Raw genomic sequence first — 26913 nt, forward strand, 5'->3', positions numbered from 1 at the left:
CAGGATTACAATTCGCCGTGCCGCCGCCGGAATTCCATGTCGCTTCGCGTCACTGCTCTGCTTGCCCCGCTGTTCGCCGATCGCCGACGCCTTGCCGTCGCGATTCCAGCGCTCTGCGTGCTCGCGCTCGCCAGCTGGGCCATCGGCAAGAACCTGGTGGCTTTTTTCAAGGCGCTGGCGGCGCAATCGCTGCTGATCACCGCCGCCACCTTGCTGGGCAGCCTGGCCGCCGGCCTGCTGGTCTGGCGCGCACGCGGCCACCTTGATTTGCACCGGGAGCGCCTGCTGCTGCTCGGCGGCCGGGTCCAGGACGCCATCGAGGTGCTGGCCCCCGCAGCGCTGGCCACCACGGTGTTCCTGGCCGGCGCGGTGCTGCTGATTTCCGGCGCGACGCCGGCGATCGACAGCCGTCTGGCCGGGCTTGCCGAATGGATTCCGCTGAGCCTGCTGGAGTTTTCCCACATGGTCGGCAGCGCCGTCGGCCTGGGGCTGCTGATCCTCGCCCGCGGCCTGTACCGGCGGCTCGACGGTGCCTGGTGGATGACGCTGGTGCTGCTCGCCGCCGGCGCGGTGGCATCGATGCTGAAGGGGCTCGACTACGAGGAAGCGCTGCTGCTGTCGGCGATCCTGCTGGTGCTGCTCAGCTCCCACGAGCGCTTCTACCGGCGCGCCTCGCTGCTCGAAGTGCGCGATTCCCGGCTGTGGCTGTCGGCGACGCTGGCGGTGGTGGCACTGGCGGTGTGGCTGTCGATGCTGTCCTACCACGACCTCAGCTTCAGCGAGGAAGTGTGGTGGCGCTTCGCCTTTGACGATCAGACGCCGCGCCTGATGCGCGCCGGCCTGCTGACGGCGCTGATGATGGCCGGCTACATGCTCTGGCAGCTGCTCAGCCCGACCCGCTCCGAGCCGGAGCCGCCCGATGCCGCCGCGCTGCAGCGGGCGGCCGACATCATCGCCCGGCACGGCGGCGGCACGCTGGCGAATCTGGCGCTGCTCGGCGACAAGCAGCTGCTGTTCCACGCCGACGGCGACGCTTTCATCATGTACCAGCGCTCCGGCCGCAGCCTGATCGCGCTCGGCGATCCGGCTGGCAATCCGGCCAAGTTCGAATCGCTGGCCTGGTCCTATCGCGAGCTGTGCGATCGCAACGCCTGCTGGCCGGTGTTCTACCAGGTGTCGCCGGACCAGCTGCCGCTCTATCTGGATCTCGGCCTGTCGCTGGCCAAGCTCGGCGAGGAAGCCCGCGTGTTCCTGCCGAAATTCAGCCTCGACGGCACCCGCAACGCCAAGCAGCGCAACAAGCACCACCGCGCGACGCGCGAAGGCGCCAGCTTCGCGATGCTGCGGCCGGACGAAGTCGGCGCGCGGCTGCCCGAGCTGCGGGCGATCTCCGATGACTGGCTGACCGGCAAGTCGGTCGCCGAAAAGGGCTTCTCGGTCGGCCGCTTCGACCCCGAGTACCTCAGCCGTTTCCACTGCGCCTGCGTGCTGCGCGAAGGGCGCATCGTCGCCTTCGCCAACCTCTGGCTGGGCGGCGCGGCGAAAGAGGAATTCGCCATCGACCTGATGCGCTACGGCGCCGAGGCCCCGAAGGGCGTGATGGATTTCCTGTTCATCGAGCTGATGTTCTGGGGCCGTGACCAGGGCTACCGCTGGTTCAACCTGGGAATGGCGCCGCTGGCCGGGCTGGAGCGCCACCCGCTGGCCCCGTTCTGGCACAAGGTGGGCCGGATCGTGCATCGCTACGGCGAGCCGTTCTACAACTTCGACGGCCTGCGCCAGTACAAGGACAAGTTCTCGCCTGAATGGCGGCCGCGTTACCTCGCATCACCCGGCGGCCTGGTGCTGCCTCGCGTCATGGTCGATACCGCTGCGCTGATCGCCGGCGGCATCAAGGAAGTCATCTGGAAGTCATGAAACCACTGGTTCTCGCAGCAGCGCTCGCGGTCCACTCCCTGCCCTCGATGGCCGCCACGCCGGCCGCTGCGCCGGTGCCGCCGGCCGCAGCTGCGGCCACGGCCACGACGGCGGCGACGCTGCCAGCCGTGGAAACGCTCAGCCACGGCAAGTTCGAAGGCATCCGCATCCACCGGCCGATCGGCACGCCGAAGGCCTTCGTGCTGTTCCTGTCGGGCGATGGCGGCTGGACTGCGCGCGAGCGCGGCGGCGCACAGGCGATGGTCGATGCGCTGGTGGCCGACGGCGCGATGGTGGCGGCGATCGACACGCCGCGCCTGCTCAGCGCCTTCGAGGCTGATGGCGGCGACTGCGTCTACACGGTCGGCGATTTCGAGAACCTCAGCCATTTCGTCCAGGCCTGGGCGCACCTGCCGACCTACCTCACGCCGATCCTCGCCGGCCATGCCGCCGGTGCCACGCTCGCCTATGGCGTGCTGGCGCAGGCGGAAAAGGGCAGCTTCACCGGCGCCATGACCACCGCCTTCTGCCCGGATCTGAACCTCGCCAAGCCGTTCTGCGCCGGCAACGGCGCGGCGCAGGCGCCGATCGACAAGGACAGCGGCGGCATCCAGTTCCTGCCCACCCGCACGCTGGTCGCGCCGTGGGTCAACCTGCACGGCGAGATCGACCAGGTCTGCCCGCTTGCCACCGTCGGCCCGTTCATCAAGGGCATGCCGAACGCACGGCTGGTGACGGTGCCGAAGGTCGGCCACGCGTTTTCCACTGTTGCCGACTGGCGCAACGCCTACCGCGATGCGGTGGCCGGCCTGGAGACCACCCAGAGCCACGACAGCCTGCCGCCACCGCCCGGTGCGCTGAACGACCTGCCGGTGATCGAGGTCGAGGCGGTCAGCGGCGCCGGCGGCCCGGGCGATACCTTCGCCGTGCTGGTGTCCGGCGACGGCGGCTGGGCCGGCATCGACAAGGAACTGGCGGCCCATCTGGCCGGCGCCGGCATGCCGGTGGTCGGCATCGATTCGCTGCGCTATTTCTGGACCGAGCGCACGCCGGAAAGCTTCGCGGCCGATCTGGAACGGATCATCCGCCACTACCGCCAGAAGCTCGAACGGCCGCGCGTGCTGCTGATCGGCTACTCGCAGGGTGCGGACGTGCTGCCGTTCGCGCTGAACCGGCTGCCGGCCGCTACCCGCAACGACCTGGCGCTGGTCGCCCTGCTCGGGCTCGCCGAACGCGCGCAGTTCGAATTCCATCTGACCAGCTGGGTCGGCAGCACCGGTGGCGGACTGCCGACGCGCCCGGAAGTGGCGCGGCTGCAGGCGGCGCCGTCGAACCCGCCGCTGCTGTGCGTCTGGGGCGAGGAAGACGAGGACGCCATCTGCGGCAGCTTGAGCGGGCCGAGGCTGACCACGCTCAAGCTGCCCGGCGGTCACCATTTCGATGGCGACTACGAAGCGCTGGCCCGCAAGCTGCTGGCGGCGATCCCGACGGCGCGTGTGGTCAAGCGCTAGCGCCGCCGTGCTGCCGGCGGCGGTCGATCAGCTGCGCGGCACCTTGATCGTGGCGCCGGCGCGCAGCACGTCGGATTCGCCGAGGCCGTTCAGTTCACGGATCTTCTTGATCGAGGTGCTATAGCGCATCGCGATCGCGCCGAGCGTCTGCCCGGAGCGCACGCGGTGGGTACGGTGCTCGGCCGCGCTGGCGCTGGCCACGGCCGTGCGCACCGGCCGCGCTTCGGTGGCACGGACCGAGGCCACCAGCACCTCGTCACTCGCCGGGCCGCGTTCGCGGATTGGGACCTGCAGCCGGGTGCCGGCCTTCAGCTTGGCGCCGCTGGCCAGATCGTTGGCGGCCAGCAGTTCGCGCTGCGACACGCCATAGCGCTTGGCGATGCGGGCCAGCGAATCGCCGCGCTTCACCACATGGATGTCGGTGGTCACCGCCTGCGCGCTGTAGCGCTGGCCCGGCGTCAGCGTCGCGTAGGCCTGCTCGAAGCGCTGGCGGGCGCCGGCTGGCACACGGATCCAGTCACCGGCCGGAACCCGCAGCTTGCCGTCGACCACCGTTGGCCGATAGGCCGGATTCAGGCGGCGGAACTCTTCGTCGTCGGCCCCGGCCAGCTTGCGCAACGTGTCGTACGGCACGTAGTCCGGGACCTGCACGGTGTCGAAGTGCAGCTGCGGTTCGCGCTGCAGCTCACCGTAGTGCTGGCGGTAGTCGCGCTCGATCTCGCTGGCGGCGATGAATTCGGAGTAGAAGTTAGACGACGCGAAGCCGAACGACTTGGCGTCATAGCGCTCGATCAGATCGACCAGCGTCGTGCCGCCGACCGCCTTCAGCCCTTTGGCGATGCCGGCGCGGCCGTGGTTGTAGGCGGTCAGCGCCAGCGGCCAGCTGCCGAGCGCGTTGTAGTCATCGCGCAGGTGGCGGGCGGCGGCATCGGTGGAGGCCCAGGGATCGCGACGGTCGTCGACGACATTGTTCAGCCGCATGTAGATGCGCGCCGACGACGGGATGAACTGCCACAGGCCGGCCGCCGCCGCCTTCGAGTAGGCCTCGACGTTGAAGCTCGATTCCACCAGCGGCAGCCGGGTCAGCCGGGTCGGCAGGCCGTAGCTGGCGAAGATGCGCTCCATCTCCGGCAGGTAGCGGCCGGACACCGCCAGCGCGTTGCCGGTGCGCTCGCGCAGGCCGCGCTGGTAGCGCAGGTCATCGGCCGCACGGGCGAAGCGCTGCGGATCATGATTGTTGGCGTAGGCGGCGTAGATCTTCGCCTCGTCGGGCGGTAGCAGGTCCGGGTTGATCGGCAGGCCGCTGTCGACCCGAGCCTGCAGCGAGCGCAACGCGCCTTCGACCTCGCTGCGCGCCTCGCTTTCCTCGCGCTTCTTCTTCGCGGCCAGCGCGTTCGGGGCCAGCACGGCCGCGTCGGCGCGGAAGTCGAGCACCCGGAACACCTTGGTCAGGTCGCCTTTCGGGTGCAGCACGCTGTTGTGTTCGGACCATTCGGCGAACACCTTCTTCCAGAACGCCACGCGCGGCTTGAGCTCGGCCGGGGTCGGGAACGCTGTGTCGTCGTTGGCCGTCTCGATCTGCGGGGCGACGACGGCGGCCGCCGCAGCGCCGGGTAGCTCCCTGGCCAGCTCATCGGCCGACGGCGCTCCCGAGAACGCGGCCAGCAGGATGAGGATCAGGGGCTTCTTGGTCATGCGGGCGGTGCTCGGGGGTGCGGGTTGCCGGATCGGGCGGATGCTAGCGCAGCGCTCGCGCGAGCGACAATGAACGACAATCGGCGCGCGCAAGTATTGTTCCAGCGCCGCCCCTGCTGTTCCCCCTTCCGCTGTTGCCCGGAACCCTTCATGACCGCCGAAACCCTGTGCCTGCTGGCCGCCGGCCTGTTCTTCATGACCGCTCTGCTGACCGGCTGGTGGAAGTACCGCTGCATTGCCGGCAGCGAGACCGCCACTGCGCCGGTCTATGTCGACATCGCCCACCGCACGGCGCTGATGTACGCGTTCTCCGCGCTGCTGCTGCGCGAGTTCGTGCCGTACTCGCCGCTCGATGCCGCCGGCACCCGCTGGGCCGTTGGCGTGCCGCTGCTGTTCTTCGCGCTGGCGATCGCCAGCTATGTGCTGCACGGGATGCTGCGTGACACCGACAACCAGCTGCGCAGCCCGCATCGCCTGGGCCACCGCACGCTGCCGGCGCTGGCCATTCACGGCTTCATGTGGGCGCTGGCGATCGGCGAAATCGGCGGCTTCGCGATCCTGCTCTGGGGATTCCTGAAGTCGCTCGCCTGACGTCTGCCCTATCCCGGGCAGGCGAAACCACTCGGTTAAGCTAAATGCACTTCACTCGCACCCAACCACGAGACCTCATGGCCCAGCCATACCCGCCGATCGAGCCCTACCGCACGCAACGCCTGAAGGTGTCTGCCCTGCACGAGATTTACGTCGAGGAAAGCGGCAATCCGCAGGGCAAGCCGGTGGTGTTCGTGCACGGCGGTCCCGGCGGTGGCTGCGAGGCCTGGCATCGGCAGTTCTTCGATCCGAAGCGCTACCGCATCGTGCTGTTCGACCAGCGCGGCTGCGGCCGTTCCACGCCGTATGCTGAGCTGCGCGAGAACAGCACCTGGGATCTGGTGGCCGACATGGAGCTGATCCGCACGACCCTCGGCATCGACGCCTGGGTGGTGTTCGGCGGCTCCTGGGGTTCGACCTTGGCGCTGGCCTATGCCGAAACCCATCCGCAGCACACCCTCGGCCTGATCCTGCGCGGCATCTTCCTGGTCCGCGACGAGGAGATCCGCTGGTTCTACCAGGAGGGCTGCAACTGGATCTATCCGGATGCCTGGGAGCACTACATCGCGCCGATTCCGGTCGCCGAACGCGGCGATCTGGTGGCGGCCTACTACCGCCGCCTGACCAGCGAACGCGCCGAGGTGCGGCGCGAGGCAGCCAAGAGCTGGAGCATCTGGGAAGGCGCGACCTCCAAGCTGATCCCGTCGACCGACATGATCGCCCGCTACGGCGGCGACGATTTCGCCGAAGCCTTTGCGCGGATCGAATGCCACTACTTCGTCAACCACGGCTTCCTGCGGCCGAACCAGCTGCTGGACGACGCCCACCGCCTGAAGCAGATCCCCGGCGTGATCGTGCAGGGCCGCTACGACGTGGTCTGCCCGATGAAATCGGCCTGGGATCTGCACCGCGCCTGGCCGGAAGCCGATCTGCAGGTGGTGTCCGATGCCGGTCACGCGGCCAGCGAGAACGGCACGCTGTCGCGGCTGATCGACGCTGCCGACCGCTTCGCGCGGATGTGAAGTCCCTGCGACCGGACCGGCGGATTGCCGGACCCGGCCGCAGGCTGCGACCCGCTCGCCCGCGCTTTCAGCGCGGCGGCTTGCCGCCCGGGCGTTCGCCCGGAGCCGGCGGTGGCGGCAGGTTCTTCAGCGTCTCGGCCAGCTTGGCTTTCTGGGGCGCGGTCAGCATCGCGTACAGCTCGCCCTTCAGGGCTGCCGCCTTCTGTACCCGGTCGCGCGCGGCGTTGGCCTCTGCTTCGGTCAGCTGGTTGACCAGGGCGCCGTAGCCGGCGCTGTCCGGGGTCGCGATCAGCACCTTGTGCCGCAGCTCGCGGGTCGCTTCGTGCTGGCTGCGTTCGGCGTCGATGCTCGCCTGGATCGCCGTGCGGACGCTGCTGCGCTGGGCCTCGCTGAGATCCAGCGAACGCAGCGCCTTCAGGAACGGCCCGCCGGCATGTGGACCATGAAGGCCGCGGCCCGGGCCGTCGCGAAGCGGCCGTTCGCCGGGTTCGCCGCGCTGTTCCGGTGGCGGCGGCGCACCCGCCTCCGCTGCCGCGAAATGCGGCACGGCGATGAGAAAGCCGGCGGCCAGCGCCGCCGCCAACGTGGATCGGGTTTCAAGCTTCATGGCATCTGTCTCCGGTGGAACCTCGGGATCGGTGGCGGCGGTCGCCGATGGTCGGAAGGCGTTCGCCGCGTCCTGCCCGAGCATTGAGCGCCCGCTGCCGGTCACGTTGCGTTGCGCGGTCGTTAAGTTCGGTAAAGCCGCAGCGGCCGGCTTGCGCTGCCTTCGGCCGGCTTGGACAGTAGCGCCATGAGCAGCCGCATCCTGATTGCCGACGACGATCGCGACCTCGCCGATCTGCTGGCCGACTACCTGCGCCACGAGTCCTACACGGTGGAAACCGTGCACGACGGCGCCAGCGCGCTCGACCGCCTGGCCTCAGCGACGCTGCCGCGCCCGGACCTGCTGATCCTCGACGTGATGATGCCGGGGCGCGATGGCCTTGAAACGCTCAAGGAGCTGCGCCAGCGGCACGGGCTGCCGGTGATCATGCTGTCGGCGCGCGGCGAGCCGGTGGACCGGGTGATCGGTCTGGAACTGGGCGCCGACGACTACCTCGCCAAGCCCTGCCTGCCGCGCGAACTGCTGGCCCGCGTGCGTGCCCGGCTGCGTGCGCCGGCCGCCGCCGGCAGCAGCCCGGAGCCGATCAGCATCGGCGGCCTGCACCTGGATCTGCTGACCCGCCGCGCCAGCCTCGACGGCCACGAGCTGGAACTGACCGGCGCCGAGTTCTCGCTGCTGCTGGCGCTTGGCACGCGGCTGGGCCAGGTGGTCGACAAGGCGGTGCTGACCCGCGAAGGGCTCGGGCGGGAGATCGAACGCTTCGACCGCGCCGTCGATGTCCACATCAGCCGGCTGCGCCGCAAGCTGGCCGAGGCCTCGCCGAATTCGCCCGGCATCGATGCCGTGCGCGGTTCCGGCTACCAGCTGATCGTGGCGCTGCCCGGATGAAGCGCCCGACGCTCGGCTTCTACGCCCGCCTGCTGGTCTGGTTCGTCGCCGCCAACATCATCACCCTGCTGGTCAGCGTGCTGGTCACCGAGCGCTTCGCTCGCCATGCCTATCGCGGCGAGCCGGACTGGGCCGAACTGGCCGCCGGTGCCAGCCGCGCCTGGCTCGATGGCGGCGCCGCCGCGCTCGACGACTGGCACGAACGGCAGATGCGCGACGGCATCGACGCCACGCTCTACCAGGGCAGCAACAACCTGTTGCAGCGGCTGCCGCCGCCGTTCGCGCGGCGCGTGCTCGAACGGCTGCGGGGCGACGATTCGGTGGTGCTGCGGCCGCGTCCCGGCACCATCGTGGCCGCCGAAGCGGTGACCGGCAGCGACGGCGTCCAGCGCCACCTGATCGCTTTCCGGGGACCGCGCCCGCCGCATGCGCGCATCGAGCACCTGCTGCTGGTGCAGATCGTCCTGTCGGCGCTGGTGATCGGTGCGCTCGGCTGGTGGCTGGCCCGCTCAATCGCCCGTCCGGTAGCCGCAATCGGCGAGGCCACCCGGCGGATGACGGCCGGCGACCTGGCGGCGCGGGTCGGTGCACCGTGGGCCAGCCGCGACGATGAACTGGGCCGGCTGGCGGCCGATTTCGATCGCATGGCGGCGCGCATCGAGGCGCTGATCGCCCACGAGCGCGGCGTGCTGCAGGACGTCTCGCACGAACTGCGCTCGCCGCTGGCCCGGCTGCACCTGCTGCTCGACCTGGCGCGGCGCACGCCGGGCGTGGCGGCCGCCGCCCACTTCGAGCGGGCCGAGGCCGAGATCACCCGGCTCGACCGGATCATCGGCGAGGCGCTGGCGCTGTCGCGGATGGAAGCCGAGCTGCCGGGCATGACGATGGAACCGATCGCGTTGGCGCCGCTGGTGCAGGCGCGGGTCGCGGCGTTTCAGGTCGAGGCCGATTCCCGGCGCATCGGCCTCGCCGTGACGGCGGCCGTCCAGCCGCTGCTCAGCGGCAGCCGCAGCCTGATCGAACGCGCGGTCGACAACCTGCTGTCGAACGCCATCAAGTTCAGCGGCGATGGCGGACAGGTCGACGTGGCGATCGAACCGGCCGGCGGCGATGCGGCCGGCGCGATCGACCTGGTGATCCGCGACCACGGCCCCGGCGTGCCGGAGGCCGATCTCGCCAACCTCGGCCGGCCATTCTTCCGGGGGGCCAATGCCAGCCGCGCCGACGGCCATGGACTCGGGCTGGCGATCGTCGACCGCATCGTCCGCGCCCATCGCGGCGTGCTGGTCGTGGTCAATGCCGAAGGCGGCGGGCTGCGCGTCACCGTTCGCGTCCCGGGCTTGTCAACGGCAGGTCTAGAATAGCCAGACCACCCATTTCGGGAATCGCCGAACAGGCAAAAACATCATGAAACTCGCGACCTTGCGTGATGGTAGCCGCGACGGCCGGCTGATCGTGGTCAGCCGCGACCTGGCTCACGCCGCCCCGGTGCCGCAGATCAAGACGCTGCAGGAAGCGCTCGACGACTGGGACGCCGTGGCGCCCGATCTGGCGCTGCTGTCGGCCCAGCTGAACGAGGGCCGCATCGCCGGCACGCTGGCCTTCAACCCGGCCGACTGCCTGTCGCCGCTGCCGCGCGCCTACCAGTGGGCCGACGGCTCGGCCTACGTCAACCACGCCGAACTGGTGCGCCGCGCCCGGGGCGCCGAGCTGCCGCCGGATTTCTGGACCGAACCGCTGATCTACCAGGGCGGCTCCGACAGTTTCCTGGCCCCCTGCGATCCGATTCCCGCAGCCAGCGAGGCGCACGGCATCGATTTCGAAGCCGAGCTGGCGGTGATCACCGGCGACGTGCCGATGGGCATTGCCGCCGAAGCGGCCGGTGAAACGATCCGCCTGCTGATGCTGGTCAACGATGTGTCCCTGCGGGAGCTGATGCCGGCGGAGCTGCTGCGCGGCTTCGGCTTCTTCCACTCCAAGCCGTCGAGCGCCTTCAGCCCGGTGGCGATCACGCCGGACGAGCTGGGCGCGGCCTGGGACGGCCAGCGCGTGCATCGGCCGCTGCTGTCGAGCCTCAACGGCCAGCGCCTCGGCCAGCCGCAGGCCGGCGTCGACATGGTGTTCGGCTTCCCGCAGCTGATCGCCCATGCGGCGAAGACCCGCGCGCTGGTGGCCGGCAGCATTCTCGGCAGCGGCACGGTGTCGAACCGCGGCGCCGATGGCGGCTTCGGCGCGACGATCGCCGATGGCGGCGTCGGCTATTCCTGCCTGCTGGAACTGCGCACCCTCGAAGCGCTGCGCGATGGCCAGCCGTCGACGCCGTACCTGAAGCACGGCGACACGGTGCGGATCGAGATGATCGACGACGATGGCGCGTCGATCTTCGGCGCCATCGAACAGGTCGTGCAGCCGTTCCCGTAGGCCGGCGCTACGGCACCTTGATCAGCTTCAGGTAGTAGAAGCCGTCGAACTGGTCGCCCGGTTCGATGCGCCGGCCGAGCCCGCAGTCCTCCCCCCAGGGGCCGTACGGCGAGGGCTCGATGACTTCCTCCACGGCCTCGCGCTGTGCTTCCATGAACGCCCGGCCGATGTCCTCGCCTTCAGCCTTGAGGATCGAGCAGGTCGCGTACAGCAGCGCGCCTTCCGGCTTCAGCAGCGGCCACAGCGCATGCAGCAGGCGCAGCTGCTGGGCGGCGAGCGCGGCGATGTCGGTTTCGCGGCGCAGCCACTTGATGTCCGGATGGCGGCGGATCACGCCAGTGCCGGAGCACGGCGCGTCGATCAGGATGCGGTCGAACTTCTTGCCCTTCCACCAGCCGGCGGTGTCGGCGGCATCGTGGTGGATCAGCATCGCGTCGAGCTGCAGCCGGCCCAGCGTGTCGCGGATACGGCCGAGCCGTGCGGCTTCCGATTCGATGGCGATGACATCCAGGCCTTCCGTGCGCTCGATCAGGTGCGCGGTCTTGCCGCCGGGCGCGGCGCAGGCATCGAGCACGCGCATGCCGGGTTCGGCTTCGAGGAGATCGGCGGCCAGCTGGGCGCTCAGGTCCTGCACCGACACCCGGCCTTCGGCGAAGCCGGGAATCTGCTCGACCGGCAACGGTTCGGCGAGGACCACGGCATCGGCCGCGGCGCGCGGCACGGTGTAGCCGATGCCGGCGGCGTCGAGCGCCTTCAGGTAGGCGTCGCGATCGCCGCGCCGGCGATTGACGCGCAAGGTCATCGGCGCCTGCGTGTTGCCGGCGGCCAGCACGCTGCGCCAGCTGGCCGGCCAGTCGCGCTTCAGCTGCCGGACCAGCCACTCGGGATACGACTGGCGCAGCTCCGGGTCCGGCGGCAGCCGCGCGTCGATGGCGTCAGCCTCGCGCTGGTAGCGGCGCAGCAGCGCATTGGTCAGGCCTTTCGCCCAGGGCTTGCCGAGCACCTCGGTGGCGGCCACCGTCTCGCCGACCGCCGCGTGCGGCGGTACCCGCATCGAGCGCAGCTGGTACAGGCCGCAGGCCAGCAGCGCCGCGACCAGCGGCTCGTTGCGCAGCGGCTTGTCCATCAGCTGGTGGATGCGCCAGTCGAGCGCCGCGTATTCGCGGACCACGCCGTAGGCCATCGCTTTCAGCAGCGACAGGTCGGCGGCCGACAGCGGCGCGCTGACGGCGGCCAGCGCGTCGTCCAGGTTGCGTCCGCCCATCACGGCTGCCACCGCCTTCGCGGCAGCGGCGCGGACATTGGTGATCGGCGCCGGCTGGGTGGCGGTCACGAGAAGCGCTGCCCGTCGAGTTTCCAGTCCCGGCAGACCAGGGCTGCCGGCAGTGCCTTGCCGCCAGGGCGCTGCAGCTCGGTGACCAGCAGCCGGCCGTTGCCGGTGGCGATGTGCAGGCCCTGGCTGTCGGTGTCGATCACCGTGCCGGCCTCGGCGTTCGCCGGCAGCGCCAGTGGCAGCGCGCGGGCGTTCCAGAAGCGCACGCGGTCGCTGCCGGCGGGCGAGGGCAGTTCACTCCAGGCGACCGGCGCCGGGTTGAACGCGCGGATGCGTCGGGCAATCACGTCGGCCGGCTGGGTCCAGTCGATGCGTGCCTCGTCCTTGCTGAGCTTTTTCGCGTAAGTGACGCCGGCTTCCGGCTGCACCGTGGCCGGTAAGGTGCCGGCGTCGAGCCGTGCCAGCGCATCGACGATCATCCGGCCGCCGAGTGCGCAGAGCGCATCGTGCAAGCTGGCGGCCGTGGTGCTGCTGTCGATCGCCACCCGCTCGATCAGCCGCATCGGCCCGGTATCGAGCCCGGCCTCCATCTGCATGATGGTGATGCCGGTCTCCGTGTCGCCGGCTTCCACCGCGCGGGCGATCGGCGCCGCGCCGCGCCAGCGCGGCAGAAGGCTCGCGTGGATGTTCAGACAGCCGTGCTTCGGGATGTCGAGTGCCGCCTGCGGCAGGATCAGGCCGTAGGCGACCACGACCATGATCTCGGGTTCGAGCGCCGCCAGCACCGCCCGCGCGTCGGCATCGAGCTTCAGGAACTTGTGGACCGGCAGGCCCAGCGCCTCGGCGCGTTGCGCCACCGGGGAGGCGGTCAGCTTCTGGCCGCGGCCGGCCGGGCGATCCGGCTGGCTCAGCACGGCGAGGATGCTGTGGCCGGCGGCGTGCAGTGCATCCAGTGCCGGCACCGCGAACGCCGGGGTGCCGGCAAAGATCAGTTTCATGCGCGGGGCACCGGGTCGTAGAGCGCTTCGACCTCGACCAGCAGATCGCGGCGGGAGATGTCGGCCAGCACCGTCAGGCGCGGACATTCGGCCGGGAACAGGCGGCCGGCCAGCGCTTCGACTTCGGCCAGATCGCCGGCGCGGCGCACGTAGATCTTCAGCGCCGCTGCCTGCAGGCGCCGCCCGCCGATGCCTTCGGCGCGGGCAATCAGGGCGTCGAGGTTCAGCGCCAGTTCGCGCAGCTGCGCGCCGGTGTTCTCCGGGTGCCTGGTCTCGTGGCCGACGACCGCGGCCGTGCCGGACACGAACAGCTGGCCCCAGGGCATCAGCATGGCGCGGGAAAAGCTCGGGCTGACCGGGCCGTAGGCGCGCGGATACTCGTAGGCCGGCACCTGGCGCGGGTTCTCGATCCGCGTGCCGGCGACCCTGGCCGCGAGCAGGAACACGGTGAGCTGCCCGGGGGGCGTCTGCAGGCCGATGGCGGTAGCTGCCGGCAGCGGCTGGCCGGGGTCCAGCGCGGCGGCGCGGCCGACGCAGAAGCGCCGGTAGCGTTCGTCGTCGCCGGCGCCGTCGTTGATCGCGCCCAGGTAGTGCCAGATCTTCACCGGATGCGGATAGCCGCTGCCGGCCAGCAGCGCGGCGATCTGCCGGTAGACCGCCGTGGCGGCCGCCTCGATGCCGCCGTGCGCGGCTTCATCGAGCACCCATTCGGCGTACAGCAACTCGCCGTCTTCGGCGATCGCCGCGCCGCAGGCGCTGCTGTGCCGCACCGGCCGGGCCGCGTCCCAGTGTTCCCAGACCGTGCCGCCACCGTGGGCCGGCAGCGCCAGCGGCAGCGCTGCGTCGGCCGCCTCAGCGCCAGCGGCGCGGCAGGCGAAATGCGCCAGCCGCTGCGGATGCGCGATGCCCGGATCGGTCGAGTAGCGGATGCGGATCGGCGGTGGCGCGTCGACGGCGCGCAGGGGCTGGCTGGGCAAGGGCTTCGGCAGGGGCGTTGAATGGCGCTAGTTTACGGGCCGACCGGGGTGCAAGCACGGCAGGCGGGCGTCACCCATTGACCGACCGCCGCTGGCCTCTATAGTCCCGGAACCTCCGGATCAGGCCCGACCTCATGATCAGCTTCCGCCCCGCCGACACCCGTGGTTTCGCCGAGCACGGCTGGCTCGACAGCCATCACAGCTTCTCGTTCGGCAGCTGGCACGATCCGGCGTACATGGGCATCGGCGCGCTTCGGGTGCTGAACGACGATCGCGTGGTTGGCGGTGCCGGTTTCCCGCCGCATTCGCATCGCGACATGGAAATCATCACCTACGTGCTCGGCGGTGCGCTGCGGCACAAGGATTCCACCGGAGGCAGCTCGGACCTGAAGCCCGGCGAACTGCAGGTGATGACCGCCGGCCGCGGCATCGCCCACAGCGAGATGAATGCCGATGGCGTGAAGCCGGTGCACTTCCTGCAGATCTGGATCGAGCCTTCGGTACGCGGCGCCGCGCCCGGCTACCAGCAGCAGGCGCTCGACATTCCGGCGCTGAAAGCCGGCTTCAGCGTGGTGGCGGCGCCGGAAGGCGAGGGCGCGCCGTTCCGGCTGCTGCAGGACGCCCGGCTGTCGATTGCCTGGCCGTCGGCCGGGCAGCAGATCGGCACCGCGCTGCGGGCCGAGCGGCAGCACTACCTGCACGTCGCCCGCGGCGCCGTGCGGCTTGGCGATCAGCCGCTGAATGCCGGCGATGCCGCGCTGCTGACCCAGGAAAGCCGGCTGGCGCTGACCGCGACGGCCGACGCCGAACTGCTGCTGTTCGATCTCGCGGCCTGAGAGCCTCAGCCGCGCAGGCTGATCACCGGCCAGCCGCGCCGTTCGGCTTCGGCGCGCAGCACCGGGTCGGCGTCGACGGCGTGCGGCAGATCGGTGAATTCCAGCAGCGGCAGGTCGTTGCGCGAGTCGCTGTAGCCATACAGGCGCTCGAAGCGGACCGGGTGGGCGGCCAGCCAGGCCTTGAGGTTGGTGACCTTGTCGTCGCGGAAGTTCGACAGGCGGATGCGGCCAGTGAAGCGCGCGCCGTCGCGCTCCGGCTCGGTGGCCAGCAGGTGGCGCACGCCGAGATGGGCGGCGATCGGCTCGACGATGAAGCGGTTGGTCGCCGTCGTGATCAGCAGCTCGTCACCCTGTTCGCGGTGCCGGGCCAGCAGCGCCGGCGCATCGCGCGACACGATCGGCGCGATGCATTCGGCGACGAAGCGCTGGCGCAGCGCTTCCATCGTCGCCAGCGGGTGCAGGGTCAGCGGCTTCAGCGAGAACGCCGCGAACTCGTGGATGTCCAGCGTGCCGGCGGCGTACTGGTCGTAGAAGCGCTGGTTCTCGCGGCTGTAGTAGTCGCGGTCGACCAGTGCGTGCTCGACCAGGTACTGGCCCCAGAGGTAGTCGCTGTCGCCGTTGAGCAGGGTGTGGTCGAGGTCGAAGACGGCGAGGTTCATGGGCGATCGGGCGAAGCGGAAGGGCACGCCCGGCAACCGGTGGGCGAGGGCGCGGCGAGTTTGCCGCAGGCGCGAACGCTGTGAAAGAATCCGGGCCTGAACATCCGCTTGAAAAGTGCTTCCAAGTGATTGACGCCGATGGATTTCGTCCGAACGTCGGGATCATCCTGACGCACCCCGATGGCCGCGTGCTGTGGGCCAAGCGGATCGGTCAGGATGCCTGGCAGTTTCCGCAGGGCGGGATCAAGTTCGGTGAAACGCCGGAGCAGGCGCTGTACCGCGAGCTGGAAGAGGAACTGGGCCTGAATCATCAGCATGTGCAGTGCCTCGGCGTCACGTCCGGCTGGCTCAGCTATCGCCTGCCATCACGGCTGATCCGCCGGGGCCGGCGACCGGTGTGCATCGGCCAGAAGCAGAAGTGGTTCCTGCTGCGGCTGACCGGCTGCGAATCGAAAGTCTGCTTCACCCGCTGCGACCGGCCGGAATTCGATCACTGGCGCTGGGTGGACTACTGGCACCCGCTGAGTGAGGTGGTGTCGTTCAAGCGCGAGGTCTATCTCGGTGCGTTGCGCGAACTGGCGCCGCTGATCGGCGCGCCGGCGCAGCCGGCCGTGACGGCACGCGCCACGCCGGCTGACCGGGGTTTCCGGGCTCAGTAGTAGCGGTACTCGACGCCGCCCTGCACCAGCCTCGGGGCGCCGGGCACGATGCCGCGGGTGCGATCGACGATGTACACCTGGTCGAACAGATTCTTCACCGTGAAGAACACGCCGAAGCCGGTGTTCGGCGCGGAGTAGTTGAGCGCCAGATTCCAGACCGTGGTGCCGGAGATCTTGCCGACTTGCCCGTTGCCGTTGGTGGCCGGCGTTTCGGTGTTGGCGAAATCGCTGAACTGCCGACCGATGTAGACCGCTTCCAGCCGTCCCTCGAAGCCGGCGTTGTGGCTGTAGCCGAGCGTCGAGGTCAGCGTGTGGCGCGCGGCGTACGGCAGTCGGCGGCCGGGCGCGGAGCCGGCAATGGTGGCGCCGTTGCTGACCTGGGTCAGCGCGGTTTCCTGGTCGGCGGTCGGCAGCGCCGTCCAGGCCAGTTCGACGAACGGATTGTGGGCGCCCGGCAGCCAGCTGCCGATGTCGGCGCGGCTGCTCAGTTCGAAGCCTTCGTACAGCGTTTCGCCCTGCGCCAGCGGCACGCTGCCGCCGGCGATGTTGCCGACCGCGATCTGGTTCTTGAAGTCGTTGCGGAAGTAGGTGCCTTCGATGCGCAGGCCGTTGACCGGCCGGGCCCGGACGCCGGCCTCGAAGTTGATGCTCGATTCGGCGTTGACGTCGACCGCGACGCCGGAGTTGTCGACGATGTCTTCGGTGCGCGGCGGGGCGAAGCCCTTGTGGATGCCGGTGTAGAGCGTGGTGCGCTCGTTGACGGCGTAGGAACTGCTGAACGAGTAGAGCACGCGGGTCAGGTCGGCCTTGCCGTCGGCACCGGTGACGATGTTGGTGCGCTCGTAGTTGACGTGCTCGACGCGGACGCCGGGCGCGAACGTGAACGCGCCGATCTTCACCTCGTTCTGCGCATAGCCGCTGATCGCGTCGGTATCGCGCTGGTTGTCCTCGACGATGGTGCCGCTGCGCGCCGTCGGCGAACTGCCGTTGACCTGCAGGCGGTCCTGCCGCTCGAAGTGGTAGCGGACGCCGGTCTGCAGTTCGTGTTCGACACCGAACGCCGTGTAGGGCAGGGTCAGGCGCGGTTCGATGCCGGCGTTGTAGTAGTCGCGCAGGCGGCCCTGCACCGAGTTGCAGGTTGTCGAGTCGACCGCGTTGCCGGCCAGGCGGGCATCGCGGAAGGCGTTGCCGCACTGGGTGTCGGTGGTCGTCGAGCTTTGCCGCCACCAGTTGCGTGCGAAGTTCGCGAAATAGGCGTTCGTGGTCAGGCGCGCGCGGCCGATGGTCCAGTCGTCGGTCAGCGAAGCGCCCCAGCGGTAGGCGTCGAAGTAGTCGTTCTCGAACGGGTTGTAGCGCGCGCCGAAGTTGCGGTACTCGGCGTCGGTCAGGCCGGAATAGCTGACCTGCGAATTCTCGCGGTAGTAGTTGGCGCGGGCGATCAGCGTGTGATCCCCGGTGACCGCGATGACGCCTTTGTAGTTGACGTCGTCGATCGCCAGGTCGGTGTTGTCGCGGGCGCCGTTCGACTGCTTGCGGACGTAGTCGAAGCGGTGGCCATCGAGGCTGATGGTGCCGTGGCCGGCGAAGTAGTCGCGGTTGCCGCCGGCCAGCGACAGGCCGCCGGTCAGCGTCTTGCTCGGGATCGGCGTGATGTAGTTGATGACGCCGCCGATGGTCTGCGGGCCGTAGAGGTTGACGGCTGCGCCTTTCAGCACTTCGACGCGGTCGAAGCGTTCGATCGGCGGGTGGTAGTAGCTGGCGTTGTCGCCGTAGACGCCGTAGGTGAGCGGGATGCCGTCCTCGAGCAGCAGCACCTTGGTCGAACGCGTCGGGTTCAGGCCGCGGATGCCGATGTTCGGCCGCAGGCCAAAGCCTTCCTCGTCGCGGACGCTGACACCGGGCAGCTTGCGCAGCGCCTCGTTGGTGGTGAACACGCGGCTGGCGCGCAAGGTGTCGGCATCGAGCACCTGCGCCGAGCCGGCGGTCCGGGCTAGGTCGTCCGGCTCGCCGACGATGGTCACGGCTTTCAGCACCACCGGCGTTTCGGTCTTTTCGGCCGTCGTGGCAGCTGCAGTCGCTGCTGTCGTGCCTTCCTTGTTGGTCTCGGCGGCCGGCTCGGCAAGCGCGGTCGATGATACGGCGAGGACCAGCCCCAGCCAGCCAGCGTTCTGCATGTCTTCTCTCTCTTCAGATGGGTCGGGCACCGGTGGGGTGCCGCGAGGGATGTCCCCGGATGCGCTCGCCGCCGATGCCGGCCGGGTGCGCTTGTTGTGGCGATCAACGAGTGCAGAGGGTTCCGCGCCGTCGAACGCGTGCGAAACGTTATCCGATGCGATATCGATTGACAATCATTCTCATTAAGCTTTAAGTTTCATCCCATGATCATCTGCGTCTGCAAGGCCGTTTCCGACAAGACCATCCGCCGCTCGGTCGAGCAGGGCGATGTGATCTCTTTGCGCGACCTCAGCCGTGAAACCGGACTCGGCACTTGCTGCGGCAAGTGCGTGCCGGCGGCGCGGTCGACGCTGGCTCAGGCGCTGTCCGCACTGCCGGCGGCGTCGCCGATCCACGCCGAGCTTGGCCTGCCGAGCGGCGCGCAGCTGGCCTGCTGATTCCGCGCCTTTCCGGCGCTGGCGCCGGCACTTCGGCGGTAATTGGGAATCACACGCAAAATCGTTCAAAAGAACAGCAAAAACAACAAGTTAATCTTGTTCATCTGGTTCGGGCTGCCTATACTTCCGCCGCCCCCCAACCGGACCTACGACCATGCGCGGCGACGCCAAAGTCCTTGAATTCCTGAATCTCGCGCTGAAGAACGAGCTGACGGCTGTCAACCAGTACTTCCTCCATGCCCGGATCTTCGGCAACTGGGGGCTGAAGAAGCTGGAGAAGTACGAATACGGCGAGTCGATCGACGAGATGAAGCACGCCGACAAGCTGATCAAGCGCATCCTGTTCCTGAACGGGCTGCCGAACCTGCAGGACCTCGGCAAGCTGTACATCGGTGAGGACGTCAAGGAAATCCTTGAGTGCGACCTGAAGCTGGAATACGAGGCGCACCCGCTGTACCGCGACGCGATCGCCCACTGCGAAGCGGTGAAGGATTACGTGACCCGTGAACTGCTGGTGGCGATCCAGGAAAGCGAGGAGCATCACATCGACTGGATCGAGGAGCAGCTCGGCCTGATCGAGAAGATCGGCATCCAGAACTACATGCAGTCGGCGATGGGCGAGATCGGCGAGAGCTGAAGCTGCTGATTCGCAAAGAAAAAGCCCGCATCCAGTGCGGGCTTTTTCTTTGCAGTCGCCGGCTCAGAACGGCTTGACGATGACGAGAATCACCATCGCCACCAGCAGCAGCGCTGGAACCTCGTTGATCAGCCGGTAGAACGTGTGGCTCTTGGTGTTCTGCCGCGCGGCGAACTTGCGCATCAGTCCTTTCAGCCAGCCGTAGTAGCCGGACAGGATCACCGCCAGCAGAATCTTCAGATGCAGCCAGCCGCCGCTCTGGAAATAGCCGGGGTTGGCGACCAGCAGCGCGATCGCGAACACCCAGGTGCCGATCATCGCGATCAGACCGATGCCGTAGAGCTTTCGCTCCATCACGCAGAAGCGGGCGTGCTCGGCTTCGGCGGTGACCTCGCAGTGATAGACGAACAGCCGCGGCAGGTAGAACAGCGCGGCGAACCACGACACCATGAAAATCACGTGGAAGGACTTGAGCCAGAGCATGGTCGACGGCCGGAATTGAAGGCGGGAACGCACGGTATCATCGCGGCCCGCATGGCGGGATGTCAGGAGCGTGGGACGTGATCGAAGTCGGAATCGTCGGCGGCACCGGGTATACGGGCGCCGAATTGCTGCGGCTGCTGGCCGTGCATCCAGGCGTGCGCCTGAAGGTGCTGACCTCCCGCGCCGAGGCCGGCAAGCGTGCCGACGCCTGGTTCCCGCAGCTGCGGGGGCGGGTCGATCTGAGCTTCACCGCGCCGGATGACGATGCGCTGGCCGCCTGCCAGGCCGTTTTCTTCGCCACCCCGCACGCGACCTCGATGAAGCTGGCGCCGGCACTGATCGCACGCGGTGTTCGCGTGGTCGACCTGTCGGCCGATTTCCGCATCCGCGATGCCGCCGTATTCAAGCGCTGGTACGCACACGATCACGCCAGCCCGGAACTGCTGGAAGAGGCGGTCTACGGCTTGCCGGAGGTCAATCGCGAAGCGATTCGCGGCGCCCGCCTGGTCGCTGCGGCCGGCTGCTATCCGACCGCGACGCAGCTCGGCTTCCTGCCGCTGATCGAAAGCGGCCTGATCGACACCCAGACCCTGATCGCCGACTGCAAGTCCGGCGTCAGTGGCGCTGGTCGCGAAGCCAAGGTCGGTTCGCTGTTCGCTGAATGCGCTGACACGATGATGGCCTACGGTGTGGCTGGTCACCGCCATCTGCCGGAAATCGAACAGGGCCTGACGCGGGCTTCGACCGGCCCAGTGCGGCTGACCTTCGTGCCGCACCTGACGCCGATGATCCGCGGCATTCACGCCACGCTGTATGGCCGGCTGCTGAACCGGGACATCGACCTGCAGGCGCTGTTCGAGACGCGCTACCGCGATGAACCGTTCGTCGACGTGCTGCCGGCCGGCGCCCATCCGGAAACCCGGTCGGTGCGCGGCTCCAACCTGTGCCGGATCGCGGTCCATCGTCCGCAGGGCGGCGACACGGTGGTGGTGCTGTCGGCGATCGACAATCTGGTCAAGGGCGCGGCCGGTCAGGCCGTGCAGTGCTTCAACCTGATGTTCGGTTTCGACGAGCGCACGGCGCTCGACGGCATGCCGCTGTCGCCCTGATGGCGGATCCGCAGCATCGGGTTGTCGTCACCACCGATCGTCCGGCGCGGCGGCGGGCGTTCTACGCGGCCGTCGTCGCGCTGTCGCTGCTCGGCGCGTTCGGGCTGTACCGGTACTCTCGGGCGTCGGCGGTGTCGGATTTCGAGGCCGCCACCGGCGAGCGTGATCGCCTGATCGATGAACGCCGCCAGCTGACGCGCGAATTGCGCGTCGCGAAGGCGGAAGCCGACAGCCTGCGCAACCAGGTCGCCTACCTGAGCCGCTCGCAGCAGATCGACGACAACGCCTGTGTCGCCGTCAAGCAATCGCTGAGCCGCTTGCAGGCGGAATCGGCGGATCTGCGCGAGCAACTGGCGTTCTATCGCGGCATCGTGTCGCCGCAGGAATCGCAGGCCGGCGTGCGGGTCTACGAATTCCGGATCACCGCGCTGAAGACGACGCGCAATGCCTATCGCTACGACCTGGTGCTGATCCAGCCGGTGCGCAGCGAAAAGCGTGTCGGCGGGCAGGCGCAGGTGGTCATCGAAGGGCTCAGGAACCGCCAGAAGCAGCGGCTGAAGCTGTCCGACGTGGCCATGAACGGTGACGGAAATCTGTTATTTTCATTCAAGTATTTCGAAGAGTTCAGCGGCGAACTGCGATTGCCCGCTGACTTCCGGCCACTGAGAATCCTCGTCAGCGTGCAGCCAAGCGGCGATGGCCGGCCGGGCCTCGAAGACGAATACGAGTGGGCCAAGATCCTTCAGGAGACCGACGAGCCATGAGGAAATTCCTGCGCGGCGACACCGAGGGCGGCGGCAAGAACGCGACCGTCGATTCACTGATCGGCCGCCACACCGAAATCCTTGGCGACGTGCGCTTCTCCGGTGGCCTGCATCTGGATGGCCGGATCAAGGGCGCCGTGACCGCCTCCGGCGGCGAAGCGTCGAACACCTTTTCGGTCAGCGAGGCTGGCGCGGTCGAAGGCGATATCCGGGTGCCGAACGTGATTCTCAATGGCTCGGTGATCGGCAATGTCCACGCCAGCAACAAGCTGGTGCTGAACGCCAAGGCCCGGGTCAACGGCGATGTTCACTACAAGGCCTTGCAGATGGAGGCGGGTGCCACCATCAACGGGCAATTGGTGCACGATACGGGTGCACCGGCTGCGTCAACGCGCTCCGAGTCGGCGGTACTCGACATTCAGGACGCGCGCCGCGGCAAGCTGGGCTGAAGTCTCACTGGAGGTTGACGATGGACGGCAACGATGTGCTGGCAACTGCTGAATCCGAAGTGGTGTTCACCACAGCGGCCGCCAACAAGGTGCGCGAGTTGCTGGAAGACGAGAACAATCCGGCGCTGAAGCTGCGCGTGTTCGTCACCGGCGGCGGCTGCTCGGGCTTCAAGTACGGTTTCACGTTCGACGAGAACCTGGAAGACGGCGATCTGTCGGTCGAGAACGGCGGCGTGACACTGCTGGTCGACCCGATGAGCCTGCAGTACCTGAGCGGCGCGGAGATCGACTACAAGGACGATGTCGACGGCGCGCAGTTCGTGATCCGCAATCCAAACGCCACGACGACCTGCGGTTGCGGCTCGTCGTTCTCGGTCTGACCGATCTCAGACCCTTGAGGCGGGTGCCGCGATGCAAGGCGGCATCGGCCTGGCTCTTCAGGCTCCCAGCAGCACCGAACCGAGCGGGACCGCACGCCGGGCGCCGGTGACACTGGGCAGGTTGCCGGGCAGGCCGCGCAGACGGCGCATCGCCAGCCACGCAAACGCGGTGGCTTCGATCACGTCGGGCGCCAGTCCGCAGGCGGCGCTGGTGTCGATGGCGACCTCCGGCAAGGCTTCGGCCAGCTGTTCCAGCAAGTGGACATTCCGTGCGCCACCACCACAGACGATCAGCCGTGCAGTCTCGGTCTGCGCCGCGCGAACGGCGGTCACGATGCTGCGTACCGTGAGCTGCGCGAGGCTGGCCTGTACATCCTCAGGCTTCAGCTGCAGCAGGGCCGGGTAGCGTTGCAGCGCCCAGCCGAGCCGGAAGTAATCGCGGCCGGTGCTTTTCGGCGCGGGGAGCGCGAAGTACGGATCGGCCAGCAGCGCCGCGAGCAGCGCTTCATCCGGAATGCCCCGCGCCGCGAAAACACCGCCTTCGTCGTAGGGCTGGCCAGTGCAGCGCTGGGTCCACTCGTCCATCAAGCCGTTGGCAGGTCCGGTATCGAATCCGATCACCGCATCGTTGCCGCCGGCGGGCAGGACGGTGATGTTCGCGATGCCGCCGAGGTTCAGCGCGCAACGCGCCTCCGTGGCGTGCGAGAACAGCGCGTGATGAAAGGCTGGCACCAGCGGCGCGCCCTGGCCGCCGAGTGCGACATCCAGGCGACGGAAGTCGGCAACCGTTGCAATGCCGGTAGCGGCGACGATCCGGCTGGCGTCACCCATCTGCAGCGTCTGGCCGGCGGCACCGTCATGGAACATCGTCTGACCATGGCTGCCGATGGCCTTGATCGTCGATGGATCGACGCGGCAGTGATCCAGCAGCGCGACCGCAGCATCGGCAAAGGCCTGGCCGATCGCCACGTCGAGTGCAGTGAACTCGCGAAGCATGATGGCTGGCTGGTCGATCGAAATCTCGAGCAGCCGTCGACGCAGGGGCGCCGGGTAGGGATGGTGAAGCTGGCCGACCAGCGCCGCGAAGCGATCTCCGTCGAACTCGACGATGACACCATCAATGCCGTCGAGGCTCGTGCCCGACATCAGCCCGACGTACCGCTCGGCTGCAGTCTCCGGCATCAGGCCAGCCCGCAGTTCTAGCGGGACAGCGCGACGTTGTGATCGGTCAGCGCGTTGATCCGGGCTACCAGCGGCGCTGTCATCGCGCGGAATTGCACCAGACTCTGCGAGGTCAGCGGAACGGCGCGTGGCAGCGTGACGGTCATCGGGTTCTTATGCAGACCGTTGACGAGGAACTCGTAATGCAGATGCGGCGCAGTGGCCAGGCCGCTGGAACCGACAAAACCGATGATCTGGCCCTGACGAACCCGGGCTCCGGCCTTGATTCCCGGCTTGAAGCGCGACAGATGGGCGTACAGCGTCTGGTTGTTGCCGCTGTGACGAACCACGATCACGTTGCCGTAGCCGCCTTTCTGTCCGAGGAACTCGATCTTGCCATCGCCAGTGGCGTGCACTGGCGTGCCGGTGGCGGCCGCGTAATCGACACCCTTGTGGGCGCGGATGATGTTGAGGATCGGATGGCGCCGCTGCAGGTTGAACCCGGAACTGATGCGCACGAAATCGACGGGCGTACGGATGAAAGCCTTGCGCAGCGATTCGCCCGACGGCGTGTAGTAGCCGGCGCGACCTTCGGCGTCCACATAGCGAACGGCGCGGTAGGTCTTGCCCTGGTTGGTGAATTCCGCAGCGAGGATGTCGCCTTCGCGAAGCTTGCGGCCGTCCTTCAGGATGTTGTCGTATACCACGACGAAACGATCGCCTTCCTGCAGATCCTGGGCGAAGTCGATGTCGTAGCCGAAGATGTCGGCGAATTCGAGAATCATGCGGTTCGAAAGGCCGGCCTTGCGGCCATCGGCGAACAGCGAGCTGCGAATCTGCCCCACGCTTTCGGCCTGCCGGTGCTCGAGTTCTGCGGTGAGCGTCGTCGACTCGTAGCCGACGCCGCGACGGCGCACGCTCAGCGTGCGTGTTTCGTCGATCGCGTAGGTCAGCTCTTCGAGGCGGCCGGATACGATGCGCAGGTTCAGGACATCACCCACCTTGAGCTTCTTCAGAAGCGCGCTGTCGCCGCCGAGGCGGGTCATCAGCATCCAGTCCTGCGGCGGCAGCCCGGCCTGCTCGAAGATGTTCGAAAGACTGTGGCCGCGCTCGATGCGGACCCGCGTCCACGCCGCAGGTTCCGGTACGGCAAGCGCGTCGGAGACTGCGTTCTGGATGATGTCTTCGAACATCGGATTCGGTGCGGCGCTGCCGCTGTTCCCGGTCTGCGCAGAGTCAAAGGGCGTGCTGCCGGTAGCGGTGCTGATGGCCGACACGTCTGCCTCGTCCTGGGATGACGAAAACGGCGCGAATGCGAAGACGGCAGCTGCGGCGACACCAAGGAAAGCGGCGAGGACGCCGATCCTGCGCAGCGAGGAATTCCGGGCTCCTGCTGCGGAGCTATAATTGCCTGACATAAAAACCCACGAATTGAGGCGCGTGCAGTACGCGCTGGCAAAGGATCGCTTCCTGTTTTCGTTGGTTTGCGGATCCGGAAGGCCGTAACAAAACATAAAAACTGACCGTTGGCAATTTTTCACGTGATCCTGACCATGCGAATTCATTTTCGTGGTCCGTATCCGCAAATTTCGCGCCGTGATGACGTCGGTGCAGCGAGACAGTAGTGAATATCGAAGAGATCGAACGCGGCACCGAGGAGATCATCCCGCAGGCAGAGCTGCGCGCACGGCTTGAAAAGGCGGCCAGCAGCGGTCAGAGGCTCCGCATCAAGGCCGGTTTTGATCCTACCGCCAAGGACCTGCATCTCGGCCATACATTGCTGCTGAACCGGCTTCGTGCATTCCAGGAAGCTGGCCACGAAGCAATCTTCCTGATCGGCGACTTCACCGGGATGATCGGCGATCCGACCGGTAAGAACGAAACACGCAAGCCGCTGACCCGCGAGCAGGTCGAAGAAAATGCGCTGACCTACAAGGAACAGGCTTTCAAGATTCTTGACCCTGCGCGTACCACGATCGAGTTCAACAGCCGCTGGCTCGACACGCTCGGTACGGAAGGCATCTTGAAGCTCGCGGCTCAGCATACGGTCGCGCGGATGATGGAGCGCGACGATTTCTCAAGACGCTTCCGCGACAACCAGCCGATCGCGATTCACGAGTTTTTGTACCCGCTGCTGCAAGGTTACGACTCGGTCGCTTTGAAAGCGGACGTGGAACTCGGCGGAACGGACCAGAAGTTCAATCTGCTTGTCGGCCGGCAGTTGCAGCAGAGTTACGGTCAACGACCGCAATGCATCATGACGGTGCCGATTCTCGAGGGGCTGGACGGCGTGCAGAAGATGTCGAAATCGCTCGGCAACTATGTGTCGCTGAACGATTCCCCGGCCGACATGCTCGGCAAGATCATGTCGATTTCCGACACGTTGATGTGGCGCTACTACGACCTGCTGAGCTTTCGGCCGTTGCAGGAAATTGCCGAGTTGCGTCGTGCTGTGGCCGACGGCGCCAACCCGCGGGACATCAAGCTCACCCTGGGCGAGGAAATCGTGGCGAGATTTCACGGGGCTGCTGCCGGGCCGGCTGCCCGGGCCGCGTTTATCGCGCAGTTCGCGCAAGGCCAGCTACCGGAGAACATTCCTGAAGTCGTGATCACGGTCCCGGAGACCGGTCTGTCGCTCGCCGCACTCCTCAAGGAGGCGGGACTTGTCGGCAGCAACGGCGAAGGCAATCGGATGATCGATCAGAAGGCGGTGCGAGTCGATCAGCAGCGCGTCGAGGATCGCGCCCTGACGCTTCGTCCTGGTGCGACCTACCTGCTGCAGGTGGGCCCTCGTCGGTACGCGCGCGTGACCATCAGCGCGGCAAAGAGCTGAAGGACCGACTGCGCTGCGATTGCGGACGAAATCCGCAGACGACGTTATCCACCGGTTGGGGCTCGGCAGACAACCTCGGTGTGCTGACGCTATTTCAGCAACCCGCTACTCGATGGGTCGGCCCCACATTGAGGCGGGCGGATCAGGTTCTGGCTATCTTGGGTCATGAAGATTCGGCAACGTGAGATGCGGATAGGGATTTTTGGCAGCCGATTCTCGTTTTGAACGGTGGATGCCTGCGCCGGTTGCGTGAACCCACGCCCCATTAGCCCACGCCGAGGGGGCGATTTGATTTGTGGACTGGGAAGTCAGACGGGTATCGCACGGAACGACTTCGAGAAAAATCGAAAAAAATGTTGACTGCACAAGAAAGGGATCTATACTCCGCGTCCCTTGAGTCGGCTACCGGCTTTGGGGGAGGGAAGCGGGGG

Annotated in this window: 26 protein-coding genes; 16 read left to right on the forward strand and 10 right to left on the reverse strand. The window is 67.7% G+C overall.

Annotated features, from left to right (window positions below; all coding sequences use genetic code 11):
• The first annotated feature begins 36 nt into the window (after positions 1-36).
• Together mprF and ACTIGJ_RS10260 are read left to right on the forward strand one after the other, a co-directional pair.
• Entirely contained in the window at positions 37-1917 is a 1881-nt protein-coding gene (gene mprF, locus ACTIGJ_RS10255; protein ID WP_439640212.1) for a bifunctional lysylphosphatidylglycerol flippase/synthetase MprF, read from the forward strand.
• Complete coding sequence (locus ACTIGJ_RS10260) at positions 1914-3428, forward strand: virulence factor family protein (RefSeq protein WP_439640213.1); 1515 nt, start codon at positions 1914-1916, stop codon at positions 3426-3428. The genes mprF and ACTIGJ_RS10260 overlap by 4 nt, the downstream gene beginning before the upstream one ends.
• Positions 3429-3455: 27 nt before the next feature.
• On the opposite strand, the gene ACTIGJ_RS10265 is transcribed toward ACTIGJ_RS10260, so the two are convergent.
• Positions 3456-5123, reverse strand: coding sequence for a LysM peptidoglycan-binding domain-containing protein (locus ACTIGJ_RS10265; protein ID WP_439640214.1), 1668 nt, complete (start codon positions 5121-5123; stop codon positions 3456-3458).
• A gap of 150 nt (positions 5124-5273) precedes the next feature.
• Between ACTIGJ_RS10265 and ACTIGJ_RS10270 the strand changes: the two genes are divergently transcribed.
• Positions 5274-5714 carry a hypothetical protein gene (locus ACTIGJ_RS10270; protein ID WP_439640215.1) on the forward strand — a complete coding sequence of 147 codons (441 nt, stop codon included), beginning with the start codon at positions 5274-5276 and terminating at the stop codon, positions 5712-5714.
• 77 nt (positions 5715-5791) lie between these two features.
• A complete protein-coding gene (gene pip / locus ACTIGJ_RS10275; RefSeq protein ID WP_439640216.1) occupies positions 5792-6736 on the forward strand; it encodes a prolyl aminopeptidase in 945 nt (314 codons plus the stop codon).
• Positions 6737-6803: 67 nt separating this feature from the next.
• Here pip and ACTIGJ_RS10280 read toward each other — a convergent pair whose 3' ends face one another.
• The gene (locus tag ACTIGJ_RS10280) at positions 6804-7343 is read right to left on the reverse strand and encodes a Spy/CpxP family protein refolding chaperone (RefSeq protein WP_439640217.1); all 540 of its coding nucleotides are present in this window, start codon (positions 7341-7343) and stop codon (positions 6804-6806) included.
• A gap of 186 nt (positions 7344-7529) precedes the next feature.
• On the opposite strand from ACTIGJ_RS10280, the gene ACTIGJ_RS10285 reads away from it, so the two are divergent.
• Genes ACTIGJ_RS10285 through ACTIGJ_RS10295 form a run of 3 tightly spaced genes read left to right on the forward strand, consistent with a single transcriptional unit; the run spans position 7530 to position 10652 of the window.
• Positions 7530-8231: a response regulator gene (locus tag ACTIGJ_RS10285; protein ID WP_439640218.1), complete on the forward strand. Its 702-nt coding sequence runs from the start codon at positions 7530-7532 to the stop codon at positions 8229-8231.
• Complete coding sequence (locus ACTIGJ_RS10290; protein ID WP_439640219.1) at positions 8228-9595, forward strand: ATP-binding protein; 1368 nt, start codon at positions 8228-8230, stop codon at positions 9593-9595. The genes ACTIGJ_RS10285 and ACTIGJ_RS10290 overlap by 4 nt, the downstream gene beginning before the upstream one ends.
• Before the next feature lie 43 nt (positions 9596-9638).
• Positions 9639-10652 carry a fumarylacetoacetate hydrolase family protein gene (locus ACTIGJ_RS10295; RefSeq protein WP_439640220.1) on the forward strand — a complete coding sequence of 338 codons (1014 nt, stop codon included), beginning with the start codon at positions 9639-9641 and terminating at the stop codon, positions 10650-10652.
• Between the two features lie 7 nt (positions 10653-10659).
• Here ACTIGJ_RS10295 and rsmB read toward each other — a convergent pair whose 3' ends face one another.
• The 3 genes from rsmB to ACTIGJ_RS10310 are packed head-to-tail and all read right to left on the reverse strand — an operon-like array spanning position 10660 to position 13900.
• Complete coding sequence (rsmB, locus tag ACTIGJ_RS10300; RefSeq protein ID WP_439640221.1) at positions 10660-11985, reverse strand: 16S rRNA (cytosine(967)-C(5))-methyltransferase RsmB; 1326 nt, start codon at positions 11983-11985, stop codon at positions 10660-10662.
• Positions 11982-12923 (reverse strand): methionyl-tRNA formyltransferase, encoded by a 942-nt coding sequence (fmt, locus tag ACTIGJ_RS10305; RefSeq protein WP_439640222.1) that lies wholly within the window; start codon positions 12921-12923, stop codon positions 11982-11984. Before fmt ends, rsmB begins: the two co-directional genes overlap by 4 nt.
• Positions 12920-13900 (reverse strand): pteridine-dependent deoxygenase, encoded by a 981-nt coding sequence (locus ACTIGJ_RS10310; RefSeq protein WP_439640223.1) that lies wholly within the window; start codon positions 13898-13900, stop codon positions 12920-12922. The genes fmt and ACTIGJ_RS10310 overlap by 4 nt, the downstream gene beginning before the upstream one ends.
• A gap of 134 nt (positions 13901-14034) precedes the next feature.
• Here ACTIGJ_RS10310 and ACTIGJ_RS10315 point away from each other — a divergent pair, with 134 nt between their 5' ends.
• Entirely contained in the window at positions 14035-14736 is a 702-nt protein-coding gene (locus ACTIGJ_RS10315) for a pirin family protein (RefSeq protein ID WP_439640224.1), read from the forward strand.
• Between the two features lie 5 nt (positions 14737-14741).
• On the opposite strand, the gene ACTIGJ_RS10320 is transcribed toward ACTIGJ_RS10315, so the two are convergent.
• Entirely contained in the window at positions 14742-15395 is a 654-nt protein-coding gene (locus ACTIGJ_RS10320; protein ID WP_439640225.1) for an HAD family hydrolase, read from the reverse strand.
• A 125-nt stretch (positions 15396-15520) separates the two neighbouring features.
• Between ACTIGJ_RS10320 and ACTIGJ_RS10325 the strand changes: the two genes are divergently transcribed.
• Positions 15521-16054 carry an RNA pyrophosphohydrolase gene (locus ACTIGJ_RS10325; RefSeq protein ID WP_439640226.1) on the forward strand — a complete coding sequence of 178 codons (534 nt, stop codon included), beginning with the start codon at positions 15521-15523 and terminating at the stop codon, positions 16052-16054.
• Here ACTIGJ_RS10325 and ACTIGJ_RS10330 read toward each other — a convergent pair.
• Positions 16048-18228 carry a TonB-dependent receptor family protein gene (locus ACTIGJ_RS10330; protein ID WP_439640227.1) on the reverse strand — a complete coding sequence of 727 codons (2181 nt, stop codon included), beginning with the start codon at positions 18226-18228 and terminating at the stop codon, positions 16048-16050. The two genes, ACTIGJ_RS10325 and ACTIGJ_RS10330, sit on opposite strands and share 7 nt — an antisense overlap.
• A gap of 204 nt (positions 18229-18432) precedes the next feature.
• On the opposite strand from ACTIGJ_RS10330, the gene ACTIGJ_RS10335 reads away from it, so the two are divergent.
• Positions 18433-18666: a (2Fe-2S)-binding protein gene (locus tag ACTIGJ_RS10335; RefSeq protein WP_439640228.1), complete on the forward strand. Its 234-nt coding sequence runs from the start codon at positions 18433-18435 to the stop codon at positions 18664-18666.
• A gap of 154 nt (positions 18667-18820) precedes the next feature.
• Positions 18821-19303, forward strand: coding sequence for a bacterioferritin (gene bfr, locus ACTIGJ_RS10340; RefSeq protein ID WP_439640229.1), 483 nt, complete (start codon positions 18821-18823; stop codon positions 19301-19303).
• 63 nt (positions 19304-19366) lie between these two features.
• Here the strand turns inward: bfr and ACTIGJ_RS10345 are convergent, their stop codons facing one another.
• A complete protein-coding gene (locus ACTIGJ_RS10345) occupies positions 19367-19786 on the reverse strand; it encodes a CopD family protein (protein ID WP_439640230.1) in 420 nt (139 codons plus the stop codon).
• A 77-nt stretch (positions 19787-19863) separates the two neighbouring features.
• Here ACTIGJ_RS10345 and argC point away from each other — a divergent pair, with 77 nt between their 5' ends.
• From argC to erpA, 4 genes are read left to right on the forward strand one after another with little or no spacing between them, the layout of a single operon-like run.
• Positions 19864-20895 carry an N-acetyl-gamma-glutamyl-phosphate reductase gene (argC, locus tag ACTIGJ_RS10350; RefSeq protein ID WP_439640231.1) on the forward strand — a complete coding sequence of 344 codons (1032 nt, stop codon included), beginning with the start codon at positions 19864-19866 and terminating at the stop codon, positions 20893-20895.
• Positions 20895-21659, forward strand: a complete 765-nt coding sequence (locus tag ACTIGJ_RS10355) for a DUF6776 family protein (protein ID WP_439640232.1) — start codon at positions 20895-20897, stop codon at positions 21657-21659. The genes argC and ACTIGJ_RS10355 overlap by 1 nt, the downstream gene beginning before the upstream one ends.
• Positions 21656-22108, forward strand: coding sequence for a bactofilin family protein (locus tag ACTIGJ_RS10360; RefSeq protein WP_439640233.1), 453 nt, complete (start codon positions 21656-21658; stop codon positions 22106-22108). Before ACTIGJ_RS10355 ends, ACTIGJ_RS10360 begins: the two co-directional genes overlap by 4 nt.
• 20 nt (positions 22109-22128) lie before the next feature.
• Positions 22129-22488, forward strand: a complete 360-nt coding sequence (gene erpA / locus ACTIGJ_RS10365; protein WP_439640234.1) for an iron-sulfur cluster insertion protein ErpA — start codon at positions 22129-22131, stop codon at positions 22486-22488.
• 57 nt (positions 22489-22545) lie between these two features.
• Here erpA and ACTIGJ_RS10370 read toward each other — a convergent pair whose 3' ends face one another.
• Entirely contained in the window at positions 22546-23670 is a 1125-nt protein-coding gene (locus ACTIGJ_RS10370; RefSeq protein WP_439640235.1) for an anhydro-N-acetylmuramic acid kinase, read from the reverse strand.
• Positions 23671-23687: 17 nt separating this feature from the next.
• Positions 23688-25214, reverse strand: coding sequence for a M23 family metallopeptidase (locus ACTIGJ_RS10375; RefSeq protein WP_439640236.1), 1527 nt, complete (start codon positions 25212-25214; stop codon positions 23688-23690).
• Positions 25215-25273: 59 nt separating this feature from the next.
• On the opposite strand from ACTIGJ_RS10375, the gene tyrS reads away from it, so the two are divergent.
• Complete coding sequence (gene tyrS, locus ACTIGJ_RS10380; RefSeq protein ID WP_439640237.1) at positions 25274-26482, forward strand: tyrosine--tRNA ligase; 1209 nt, start codon at positions 25274-25276, stop codon at positions 26480-26482.
• The last annotated feature ends 431 nt before the right edge of the window (positions 26483-26913 follow it).

The sequence above is a fragment of the Nevskia sp. genome, assembly GCF_051860985.1.
Lineage (GTDB): Bacteria > Pseudomonadota > Gammaproteobacteria > Nevskiales > Nevskiaceae > Nevskia.